At 33.8% G+C, this 11,241-nt stretch carries 16 protein-coding genes and 1 pseudogene; 3 read left to right on the top strand and 14 right to left on the bottom strand.

Annotated elements, in window-relative coordinates; translation table 11 throughout:
• Positions 1–292 precede the first annotated feature (292 nt).
• The 6 genes from LC087_RS16695 to LC087_RS16675 form a co-directional block, all read right to left on the bottom strand.
• Positions 293–796 carry a DinB family protein gene (locus LC087_RS16695; protein ID WP_226543012.1) on the bottom strand — a complete coding sequence of 168 codons (504 nt, stop codon included), beginning with the start codon at positions 794–796 and terminating at the stop codon, positions 293–295.
• A 307-nt stretch (positions 797–1,103) separates the two neighbouring features.
• Positions 1,104–1,571 carry a UPF0158 family protein gene (locus tag LC087_RS16690; protein ID WP_226543014.1) on the bottom strand — a complete coding sequence of 156 codons (468 nt, stop codon included), beginning with the start codon at positions 1,569–1,571 and terminating at the stop codon, positions 1,104–1,106.
• Positions 1,572–1,783: 212 nt separating this feature from the next.
• Positions 1,784–1,933 carry a hypothetical protein gene (locus LC087_RS19800; protein ID WP_371932616.1) on the bottom strand — a complete coding sequence of 50 codons (150 nt, stop codon included), beginning with the start codon at positions 1,931–1,933 and terminating at the stop codon, positions 1,784–1,786.
• Between the two features lie 25 nt (positions 1,934–1,958).
• Entirely contained in the window at positions 1,959–2,375 is a 417-nt protein-coding gene (locus LC087_RS16685) for a histidine phosphatase family protein (RefSeq protein WP_226543016.1), read from the bottom strand.
• Positions 2,376–2,615: 240 nt separating this feature from the next.
• Positions 2,616–3,176 carry a GNAT family N-acetyltransferase gene (locus tag LC087_RS16680; protein ID WP_226543018.1) on the bottom strand — a complete coding sequence of 187 codons (561 nt, stop codon included), beginning with the start codon at positions 3,174–3,176 and terminating at the stop codon, positions 2,616–2,618.
• Positions 3,177–3,249: 73 nt separating this feature from the next.
• Entirely contained in the window at positions 3,250–3,579 is a 330-nt protein-coding gene (locus tag LC087_RS16675) for a darcynin family protein (protein ID WP_226543020.1), read from the bottom strand.
• 991 nt (positions 3,580–4,570) lie between these two features.
• On the opposite strand from LC087_RS16675, the gene LC087_RS16670 reads away from it, so the two are divergent.
• The 3 genes from LC087_RS16670 to LC087_RS16660 all read left to right on the top strand — a co-directional run bounded on the left by LC087_RS16670 (position 4,571) and on the right by LC087_RS16660 (position 7,154).
• A complete protein-coding gene (locus tag LC087_RS16670) occupies positions 4,571–5,110 on the top strand; it encodes a DUF4247 domain-containing protein (RefSeq protein ID WP_226543021.1) in 540 nt (179 codons plus the stop codon).
• Positions 5,111–5,129: 19 nt separating this feature from the next.
• Entirely contained in the window at positions 5,130–5,543 is a 414-nt protein-coding gene (locus tag LC087_RS16665; RefSeq protein ID WP_226543023.1) for a DUF350 domain-containing protein, read from the top strand.
• A 63-nt stretch (positions 5,544–5,606) separates the two neighbouring features.
• Positions 5,607–7,154 (top strand): polyamine aminopropyltransferase, encoded by a 1,548-nt coding sequence (locus tag LC087_RS16660; protein WP_226543025.1) that lies wholly within the window; start codon positions 5,607–5,609, stop codon positions 7,152–7,154.
• 38 nt (positions 7,155–7,192) lie between these two features.
• Here the strand turns inward: LC087_RS16660 and LC087_RS16655 are convergent.
• The 8 genes and pseudogenes from LC087_RS16655 to LC087_RS16620 form a co-directional block, all read right to left on the bottom strand.
• Positions 7,193–7,321 (bottom strand): annotated as a pseudogene (locus LC087_RS16655) (SDR family oxidoreductase); the annotation flags it as partial.
• A gap of 31 nt (positions 7,322–7,352) precedes the next feature.
• Complete coding sequence (locus LC087_RS16650; protein ID WP_226543027.1) at positions 7,353–7,568, bottom strand: hypothetical protein; 216 nt, start codon at positions 7,566–7,568, stop codon at positions 7,353–7,355.
• Positions 7,565–8,662, bottom strand: coding sequence for a metallophosphoesterase (locus tag LC087_RS16645; protein WP_226543029.1), 1,098 nt, complete (start codon positions 8,660–8,662; stop codon positions 7,565–7,567). Before LC087_RS16645 ends, LC087_RS16650 begins: the two co-directional genes overlap by 4 nt.
• Before the next feature lie 39 nt (positions 8,663–8,701).
• Positions 8,702–8,959: a hypothetical protein gene (locus tag LC087_RS16640; RefSeq protein WP_226543031.1), complete on the bottom strand. Its 258-nt coding sequence runs from the start codon at positions 8,957–8,959 to the stop codon at positions 8,702–8,704.
• Between the two features lie 87 nt (positions 8,960–9,046).
• A complete protein-coding gene (locus LC087_RS16635; RefSeq protein ID WP_226543033.1) occupies positions 9,047–9,250 on the bottom strand; it encodes a Hint domain-containing protein in 204 nt (67 codons plus the stop codon).
• A 164-nt stretch (positions 9,251–9,414) separates the two neighbouring features.
• A complete protein-coding gene (locus LC087_RS16630) occupies positions 9,415–9,666 on the bottom strand; it encodes a hypothetical protein (RefSeq protein WP_226543034.1) in 252 nt (83 codons plus the stop codon).
• A gap of 65 nt (positions 9,667–9,731) precedes the next feature.
• Positions 9,732–10,184 (bottom strand): transposase, encoded by a 453-nt coding sequence (locus tag LC087_RS16625; protein WP_306019708.1) that lies wholly within the window; start codon positions 10,182–10,184, stop codon positions 9,732–9,734.
• The gene (locus LC087_RS16620) at positions 10,181–10,915 is read right to left on the bottom strand and encodes a transposase (protein WP_306019707.1); all 735 of its coding nucleotides are present in this window, start codon (positions 10,913–10,915) and stop codon (positions 10,181–10,183) included. Before LC087_RS16620 ends, LC087_RS16625 begins: the two co-directional genes overlap by 4 nt.
• Between the last annotated feature and the right edge of the window lie 326 nt (positions 10,916–11,241).

Below are 11,241 nucleotides of genomic sequence, written 5' to 3'. Positions count from 1 at the left end.
AGAACTCTTTTAGAGGTTGTTCAAAAAGTCCTACGATGGCCTGGATGGCCTAGCATCATCGTTAGCTCTCGCGACGTGGCTGAACTTAGATGATGTTCCTTAAATGTCGGTTGAATAACTTTGTTGGTTTGCTTTTCCGCTCCTCAGGCGCACACGAGGTGCTAGCGCAGGCGTTAACTCGCGCGATGTGGTTGTTCTTAGCCTGTGATCCTACACCTGTACGTACACTGTGCTAGCTTCAGCTTTTCTATTCAGCGTCCTTTTTTCCATACTTTTTGAACACACACTATTACTATGAAAATGAGCTATCATGTCTAGTAATAGATCGTTCCACCTGTTTTTGATGATGATGATCATGTTCGATAAATTCCTCGACAATATAAAGAAGAGTATATGGATTTCCTGTATGCGGGCAGTCCGCTACACCATTTACCGTTACTTGCTTTTTTAAGGTTGCAGTTGGCAATTCATATAATCCTTTCACTAGTGATCCCCTAGCTTCTATCGCTTCTTTTATAAGTGCAGCTTGAGATCCACCTGATCTTACATAAAAAGAGGCTTGATGATTAAATGAATCAAACTCTGGAAAAGTGATTTCGTTCCCCTGCCTGATAGATGAAAGTACCTCTGTTATTAGATAACGATCCCAATACATAATATGCCCTATTATTTCACTAACAGACCACTTTCCTTTGGCAATAGGTTCAGACCATTTACTTTCATCGATTTTTTCAATCTCCCTTAACCAGTTCAAATATTCACTAAATCTAGTGATAATTTCTTTTTCTTCTCCCATTTTCATTCCCCTTCACTATATGTATTTAAATTAGAATAACATTATTGATTGGATTTCTGTTAGGTTGAGAGAAAAGCTCGTTTATAAGAAAGCGCAAGCGCCCGTTTAGCAACGAAGGTGAAAAGGTACGTCAACTAAGTACAGTCACGACGCGCGAACTAACGTTGACGCTAGCACATCGTGTGCGTCGGAGTTGCTGGGCAATGGAGCTAGACAAAAATAAAAGCACCATCCGAATAAGGACAGATTTTTATACTTTCTTACTCTGAGAAAAAAACTCTCCCCTTGTCAAAAAGGGGAGAGTTTTTTAGTCTACATAGCTCACATTATGACGTTCACACCATTTAATAGCCAACTCTTTGAACCTTTCATCACGATAGGAAAACCATTGTTCCTCAATGTCGAGATCAATAATTAGGTCCTTAAATCTTCTAAAAGCACCTTTTCTACTAATCGCATTTAATAATCTTTGTTGCTTTCTTTCATCATTAACAGTGAAGCAAAAATCTTCCATCATACTATACTCATTGATTTCGTACCTAGTTGGGACCTCCTGATAATTTTCAAAGTTTTCAATAATATCAATAGCGACTTCTCTTTCCTCTTTTTCCCACTCAGAAAGATGATCATATGGTTCATCTTCTTCTGCTAAACCTAATTGTTCTGTTGTGACTACAACAAACTCTCCTGTTATTAAATTTAAATAAGTATTTGACTCTTCAAATTGCATATCCATATATTCAACTAACTCTTTTATTTCCACTTGAATCGTCATGATCGGCCACCCTTCAAAATGGTTTTTTTTATAAATTTACTGGTTCATAATTTACATAACCATATTTATTACGCCAGTAGGTTAATACTTATATTATAAACATCCATTTTATTAATTCAAAGAATCGTCCAATTATAAGCTAGGATGCTAGTATAGTTTATCAACATTGGTTATTTAGTTAGTTATTTAATTTTCCAGTGTCTTTAAAGACTTTATTTCAAATGCGATATATTATTTAATGTTTTTATCACTAGACTTGATTTACTATACTCAATATAATGTACGCCTGTATCACTTGTGTAAAAATAACAATTTGGATTCATAGGTAATTTCAGTAGAACATGTAGTAATTTCTCAATCATACCTCCATGAGATAATATAATAATTCTATTTGATTTTTTTTTGTATATCTAGTATTCTAAGTAAAATTGCTTCAGCTCTTGCCCTAAATTCTATATCTGTTTCTCCCTCTTGGATACATTCAAATGGTTTCATATTATAATGAGAGTTTTTATTTTCATTTGTAATGGGTTTACCTGCTAAGATACCATTATTTCTTTCTATTAAATTATCATCATAATTAATGCTACAATTTATATATTTTGAAATAATCTCTGCAGTTTCTGCCGCTCTCCTTAATGTACTTGTCCATATAGCATCAAATCCTCCATACTCTTTCAAATATTTTGCTAAATTTATCGCCTGATTTCTTCCTAAGTCTGTTAAAGAGAAATCTGCTCTCCCTTCATGAACATTTAACAAATCTGCTTCTGATTGACCGTGCCTTATAATAAGGATTTCCATTTTCGTTCACACCTACTTTAAAGGATAACTTAATTCCTACTTGTTTTTTCTCTGTAGCTTTTGAGAATTTTTTCACTTTTACTACTACATCAATCTTTTTACGATAATCTCCATTTAATTAAGGACAGTATTCATTGATTCTTGCATCTCCTTTACTTCAATCAATTGCAACGACAATTGCATCCACCATTTGTTCTAGTAAATACTCATAAAGGCCTATTTTTTGAACACGCACTTCTATTAATTTCTACGCTTACTTTTCCACTCATGCACTAAAACACTGTACAGTAAAGAATCTCGCCAGCCATCTCTAATTAATAAATCTTCACGAATTCTACCTTCCTTCGTCATACCAACTTTTTCTAATACTTTAGATGAACCCGTATTTCTAGGATCACAAGTAGCAAAAATACGATGAAGTTGAAGGTCTTCAAATCCAAAAGCAATGACTAGACTTGTTGCATCTGTGGCAATTCCATTTCCCCAGTAATTAGGATTGACAATATAAGAAACTTCACCGATTTTGTTCGTCATGTCTCTAATGTTTAATTCAACTGTTCCAACCATTACTGAATCAAAAACAATAGCAAAAGCAAACCTTGTTTTGGGCGCTTGCTGACCATCTTCCAGAACCTGTTTTACATAAGTCTTGGAGTCCTCTTCTGTATTAGGACCCCAAGGCTGATATTGACAAACTCTTTCTCGTGATGCGTATTGATGAACGTGAATCCAACCTTCTCTAGTAAATTCCCTTAACATCAAACGTTCAGTAGAAAGGGGTACATTAACTTGTTGTTTCATTTCTTTCACCTCTCGAATCCATGTATATTTTTCGAGTAATTCCTTAACAATCATTTACTAACTTTAGTTATTACTATTTGCCTAAATCTTCTTCAAATTTTTTATACGCCTCTTCCATGCCCATTATGACGTCTTTAATTTTCATATACCCTTCTGTATAAACAGGATGGTCTCTCAACTCTTCCCACATATAGTGATACTTCTTAACATCTGTTGTTTCACAAAATATTATGTCCGTATAATTCTTTCCTGGTAACGCTTCTGCATCAAAAAAACGCACTTTAACCTCAGGGTATTTGGAGATAATATCTTTAAGTTCTTGACCTTTTAATCTTCTTTGTTCTCGGTTCATTGCAAGCCAAGATGGATAAAATTCAACAAGGACGATAAAAGCATAATTCATATCATTATTCTCCTCTCAATCTTTAATAGACTCTTCAAAACTCAAAGAATCGACGTCTTAATCAATAAGATTTTTTTATCTTTAGCACTCTTTACTAGAACTGAATCATAATCTGTTTCTTCCAACATGGATAAGATTAAAGGCATTGTTTTTCTTTCAAATGTTGAGTTCCATTGAAACATTCTCAAGAATATCTAAATTGTTAGTTTATAATTGGCTAAGCTTTTGCAAAGTAACCCGCTTTATGATTATATATGTCTTTTTTAATAAGGTGTATAATCAACTCTGCTTGTTCAAAGGTTTTGTCCACCCATGGTTGAGTATGAACACCTTCAATAATCCAATCATCCGAACAAATGATTATCTCTATATATTTCTCTTTTTCTTCATCAGTTCTTCTTATATATCTAGTTTTACTCCGTTTCCATACTACAATATCTAATTCATAGAAGTTTAATTAAATATTGAAATAATTACTCTTCCGGCTTTCATATGTACCATTATTTCAAATTAATTACTTAAAATAAATATATTTCAATAATGTTTCCATCTTAATATAATTAAGAGCAGACCCTAGCTTCCTATGTAAATAGTACACATGAATTGTACGTTTATTTTGTACTAATACCATATTCCAAATAAAATTTTAGTAAGGTGAGTGCTTCTCCCCAGCCGGCCGCACAATCTGCTAAACAAGCTAGATTACTCGCATCATAGCCTTTATCTGTAACGGTTACCTGGATCAAATAACATAAAGCCTGACTGATCGACTTTTTTACTTAGCCCTGAAAATTCTTCTGCATCTTTATTTGTAATCTGTCTAGTAATTAATGTCATAGTCCTCCTTTAATTAAATATTTTATCATTTTTTTCATTCTTCTTTACACTGTTCATATAAGAAATTCTACTATTAATAGTTTCTCATTTCTGTATCCTTGTATTTTATATAAATTACAATATAATAGGATAAGTAGAAAAAAGGAGGAAAACGATGAAAAAGATCTTTATAGTCATAGCCATACTCTCCCTTTTAACTGCTTGCGGAAGCTCCTCATTTATTTCATCCAACTACGAAGAATTGAATACCATTGAAGATGGATTTGGAAATGCAGGAACCATTTATGTAGCTGAAGACAAATCAGTTTCGACAGTAGCAAATGAAATTAGTGAAAATCGTCAACCAGAGTATATTTCGACAACTGATGATGAAAAAATGTTTCTACTTTATCCGGAAGATTCAACGGAAGAGGTTATTCATTTGATGCAAAGTGAAGACAACCCAGAAGATACGATCATTGAGGTAGTTGAAGAGGACTTTGCAGAGGAAAGTTATGATTTCGGAATGTTAGAAACGTTTGGGGTTCTTTTAATCGCGAGTCGCTTGTATGGATGGAACCACACAGATGCTGACCTCAAACTCAAAAAAAAGAAAAAAGGATATAAAGGTTATATTAATCAGTTTACTAGTAGTGATGGAACGATTCGAAAAGGTAGTTCTGTTCGCGGTGGTGGACCAGGTACAGGAAAATAAAGAAGGAGGGACCCTTTACATGTTTGAAAACATTTTAGATTTGCAAGAAATTATAGATACTTTATATTACTTTGTTGTTTTAACAGGTGTTACTTTCTTATGTATGTGGCTCTTTGAAAAAATTACTCCTTATGATGACTTTAAACAAATTAAAGATGGAAATTCAGCTGTTGCGATTCAATTCACAGGTAAAATTATTGGAATTGGCTATATTATGAATAGCGCGGTAGCCACAAATGATTCATTATTATCAGCAGCCGTTTGGGGATTGATCGGGTTTATCCTTATGGTCATTGGATATTTTGCGTTCGAATTATTTACACCTAAACTGAATGTAAAAAAAGAGATTGAAAGTGGAAAGGTTTCGGTTTCAATCATCTCACTTGCGATTTCAATCGTGATCGCCTTAATTACAGCCGGTGCTATTTCCTAATAAAAATTCAAAGAAGACATTGTTATTGATCAATGTCTTCTTTTCTATAAGAGGTTGTTCAAGATGTCAGAAGTCATAAAATCGAGACAAAAAAGAAGAATATTTACGTCATCTGGAATCGTATCCATATGTGGGATTGTCTATCAAGTACTATATGGCGCAGCGGGAAGCTACCTATTTGGTAACTCGACTTTTTTCTATTCTTTAACCATCGGTTTGTTTTTAAGTGGGATGGGGATTGGGGCTATGCATAGTGAAAAGTTCCATAAGAACTTGATTTCAACATTTATTATGACCGAATACTTGATTGCCATGATAGGCGGATTCTCCATCTTCTTTTTATTTTATATGCAAGTAAATTTCGGAGATAGTATAGCGAAAATCTTTTTATACACCGTCATCATCATCACAGGTTATCTCACAGGGCTCGAACTTCCATTATTAATTCGCAAATCAGAAGAAATCAATGCAGATTTAAAGGAGTCAACGGCAAAAGTATTGTTTTTTGATTATGCAGGAAGTTTAATCGGTACAATTACGTTCGCTCTCTTACTAAGACCTTCTTTAGGTTTAATACGAACGGGCTTTTTGATTGCCTTCATTAATATTATTGTGGCTGTATGGTTAAGCTTTTCTTTCAAAGATGAAGTTAAAAATAAGGCCACCAAGTTTATTGGCTTCATTTTAATGATCCTCATTATTTTAGGATTTTTATTTGGCGAAAAGTACACTCATCATTTAGAGAAAAAGCTTTATCGAGACCCCATCATTTATAACCAAGAAACAGAATATCAAAGAATTGTGATGACCAAAGCTCCTCAAGATTTGAGGCTCTTTTTAAATGGACAATTGCAGTTTGCAGAGTCTGATGAGTATCGCTATCACGAATCACTTGTGCATATCCCTATGTCGTTATCAAAAGGGCATGAAAACGTGCTAATACTAGGTGGCGGAGATGGCTTAGCCATTAGAGAAGTTTTAAAATACGAAGGAGTTAAAGAAATCACATTAGTAGATTTAGACCCAAAAATGACTCAATTAGCAAAAGAGCATCACGAACTAAAAAGGTTAAATCAGGCTGCCTTCGATTCAGAAAAAGTAAACGTTTTTAATGATGATGCCTTCACTTTTTTAAATGAAAGTAAGGATTTATATGATGTCATTCTAATCGACCTTCCAGACCCAAACAATGAAAACCTTAATAAGCTATACACATGGGAATTTTATAGTTTAGTTCGAAATCACCTATCAGAAGATGGATTCACCTCTATTCAATCCACTTCACCTGTGTTTGCAACTGAAGCGTTTTGGACCATCAGTAATACGGTCAAATATACTGGTCTTCACGTAGACAATTATCACTTGGACATTCCTTCATTCGGTAATTGGGGATTTACCCTTGCTTCTAGAAAACCGTTTACTATTGATGAAATTGAATTGTCCATTGAAACAAAGTATTTAACTGATGAGATGATTCCTGCCCTTTTCCATTTTGGCAAAGATGAAGATGAGGAAATTATTCATAATAATAAAAAAGTAGAATTGCCTGTAAATAGTTTAAATCGTCCTAATTTGTTGGACTACTATGAAAAAGCTTGGAAATATTACTAAAGCGCTGTTTTACGGAACAGCCTTCTATTCTCACTTGGCTAACTTCCAACAAATCCTCCTCCACCTATATGAATAACTTGACCTGTCATATAGCTTAAATCACTAGAAGCGAGCAATACATAGGCAGGGGCCATCTCATACGGTTGTCCTGCTCTTTTCATAGGAACTTCAGGAATTTTTCTTTTTTATCTAAGGTACTTAAAAGCAGTGATTTCCTACATACCAATCTTTCTCAACAAGAACCATCTGATGATCTTTTGTTAATACAATAGCGTTGATCCAGTCAGGATATTCATTTATAACATATTCTTCTATAACAACTCCATTCGGGAGCTCACATTTATCTTTTCTAATTTTTCCGAACGTACTTTTATGTAAATAGCTTGAATCTATTGTTTTCCAACTATCCTTCATAACCCTATTGCTTCTTTCTTTACCCAACCTTCAGCACCGTCTTTTTTAATGAGCGCATATGCAGTACAATCACCATTTATTAAGGAAACCATCTCCCCTTTTTTCACACTAATTTGAGCGCATGAAAGATCATCTGTAACAGTAATTTCCCCGTTTTCATCTTTTTGAATATACTCGTTTTTAACGTATATTTGTTCTTCCGACCCTATTTTTTCACACAAAGTAAAATGATCCTTTTCTTTAATTGGATTAATTTTATACATTGGATATTTAATTGAACCGACCATTTTTGGATCAGCCTGAAAATCTTCTTTGACTGTAAAATTCTCAAAATGATCAACATAAGTATAAGAAAACTGTTCTTCGTAAGATGGACGAATAATTAACGCATTTAACTGGCCACTTCTTTTAACGACATTTCCTCCGTCCATTGCAATTATTCTTTTTTCATGATCGATGATTGGATTATTTAAAGGAAGATGCGAGCTATAGTTCACAACTGGCCAATGTCCGACAATGACATACTTCTTTGAGCGATGAGATTTCGTTAAGAATGCTGGTATTGTTATCGCCATATCTCGGTCTGTTTCTTTCCAATTTTCTTTATCATCTAAACCAGCATGAACAAATATATAATCTTCTGTCTCAATTGCCGTTGGTAATCGCATCAACCAGTCGATGTCTTCAGAATAATGTTTCGTTAACACTTCTTTGACCTCTTGAATATTTGAATTTTCATCAACTGGATAGTCTAATTGTGTAAGCCACTCATTCATAATGGAATGCTTTCTTGCTACTAAATAATTTATTAATTTAGGATTTTCATTTAATAACTCTTCAACTAGAGCTTCACAGTTACCCTCCGTAACATGAACTTTCGGATTGGTTTTGGAAAGACTCTTAATATAGCTTACGACCCCTATACTGTTGCTCCCTTTCTCACACATATCACCATTAATGATTAAATAATCGTCTTGGCTATTGTAATTCACTTTTTCTAGCAATCTTTTAAAAAGCTCTAATTCTCCATGTATGTCAGAGATGACAATCATACGTGCTTGATCTGGTACTGTTAGTTGTTTTAGTTTGTCCACGGAAACGTCTCCTTTTTCATTATGACTAGCCGTTAGTATTTACTCAATTGGCGCTGGTAAATATTTTGTGAAATATGCTCCTAAAAATAACAATAAAACAATGAGGGCCCAATTCAATAGACCAAGAAAGTTAAACCAATAAGCTAGAAGGTTTACGATGGCCATAAGAAAAAAACAAATGGGCGTTAACGCACTTTTGATCCCTGTTATTCCTGCCTTTTTTCTTTTTTGAATAACAAATACTATAGAAATAAACAGGGTGATAACAAGTATTATCGACAGTATAATGGGTAGCAAATGACCCACACCTCCTTCCTCAGTTTCTAAAATCGTTTTCGTTCGCTACTTCTAAATGTTCAACCTCTAGTTGAGGATTATATGATTCTAAAATTTTTTGAGACCATACGTATACCTTTGACCTGATTCAAGATCCTTTATGTATTCATCTTCCACATTTAATATAAATAAATTCGGACTATATTTTGCTTCCAACTCATCAAAAGACAAAACTTTGTCTTCCTTTTTAATATTCTCATCCATAATAAAAACTGGTGTTTCCCTCATGGAAAACGATATATCCTTCTTCACATGAACCATCTCTTTGATCAGTATTAAAACTTTCCTCCTGATAATTTTCAAGGCTGCATCCAAAAAGAAAGAAAGCTAGAGACATTATCAACAGCCATAACTCAGAAAATCGATTATTAAACACTTTACTTTGTAAATATTCAAATCACTCCGCCTTCTAACTTTTATTCTTTTGGAAGGACACCACCGGTAATTTTGTTCAATACTTTGCTTATAAATTTTGAACATAAATAGAGTATTAATAAAAAGACAATGAATTGAACGGTTTCTTTTAAGAGATGATTGTTAATACCTCTTCCAATCCAACTAAACATGTATATACCTATTATGACTAATGAAATATATATTAAGTATGATACCCCTACACCTATAATTTGAAAGGATGTCATCTCTTTTAATATACTTTTGTTTTTCAATATATTACTCTAATTGAGTAAAAATCAATACAAAAATTACCAACAAAAATGAAATGACAAGTACCCTAGGCAACTAAAAGCTCTTTTTTAATCTTTTCAAGTTCTTCTCCTTGAGTTGCTTGATCATATACAAACCTAATGATGCTACCAAACTTTTGATTCCTGATTTCATGGAGAGCTTCGCAAAATTTTGTGCCTTTTAAAAGGCTTGCGAAAATATAGGTGAAGTTTAAAATTGTCCAATATCTCAAGATCGCTTTTTCACTGCGAATCTGATATCCATCAAAACCTAACGATCCTTTTATTTGTTTAAAATACGTTTCAATTGACCATCGTTTGGAGTAGTAGTCTAAGATTTTCTTTGTGGATAGCTGTATATCTGTACATAGGAAGCTGCGTACGTTTTTAGGCTCCATTGGTTCGCCTTCTTTGAAGCAAAGCAATACAACACCAAGCTCTAAATCATTCAGTTTTCCTTCGTAACGATAGACTCGATAGGTTTCATCACCAACGGTCACAAGGTCGGTTTCTTCCATTGAAATATCGGGAACAAACTGTTTGATTTGTTTTCGCTCGCCTTTTGGAAAAAGATGCGATTGCTTCTAAGAGCTCCTATCGTATGAATTCCTTTCCCTAGTCCAGCTTCAATGATACGTTTAGAGGTATACCAACTATCACAAAGGATATAGGTTGATACAGTTCGCTTTACATAAGAGTCAATCATATCAACGGCCATTTGAATTTTACTCTTTTCTTTCGATTGGTTATATAGGGCGAAATCATAGGGATACGCTAAATCCCCGCTTTGCATCATCATTCCAACGACTTGATGTCCGTAAACAGGTTTTCCTTCTTTGTGACAAAAATGGTACTGACAAGATTCAATAGGAGACTGAGCCTGTGACGAAGGTTTGGTCTTTTGTCCGATGGTGTCATCAAAGAGAAGGAATACAGGTTCCTTTTGTTTTCTTGCGTTTTTGTGAATGGTTTGGGCGGTTTTTTGTTTTGTAATTTGATTTAAATAGGTTTCGTCCCAAGCACCTTTATTTAAAAAATAGCTTAATGTTGTACGATGTTTTTTACAAAAGCTTAGCGCATGAATTTGCGATATCTTTCCTGTGAAACCGAAACTCAGCATCCCATCAATCATAGAAACAAGATGGTTCATAGACGGCTTGGAAAAATAAAGTGGTAAACGCCATTCCTCTAAAATATTGTGGATTTTTTCTTGATGTGATAATCTAGTCATTGGACATGAACACTCCTTGGTTAGGGTTATGGTGTTGGAGCTTTAATTTTAACCCAAGTTAGTGGTCATGTCTTTTTCTATTTAATTTAATGGAATTTTTTTGATCTGAATTTGCTCATTTAAAGTATATTAATAATCAACAATATAATTAGCAAACAAAACGATACAAAATTCTCCACATCTCTCTCTCCTAAAAAAAAATCCATTTTTAAACATATTAACAGTATTTCTACGGTATTATAACCCTTGTAAACGAAGTTTTATTTTCTTTCTTTAAATTTCTTAGAGTTATTCTAATAAAATATAGAAAACACCATTGAAGTTAT

It is taken from the genome of Bacillus carboniphilus (assembly GCF_020524035.2).
Lineage (GTDB): Bacteria > Bacillota > Bacilli > Bacillales > JAIVKR01 > Bacillus_CC.
The sequence above is the reverse complement of the archived record's forward strand: the minus strand, read 5'-3'. Positions and strand labels throughout refer to the sequence as shown.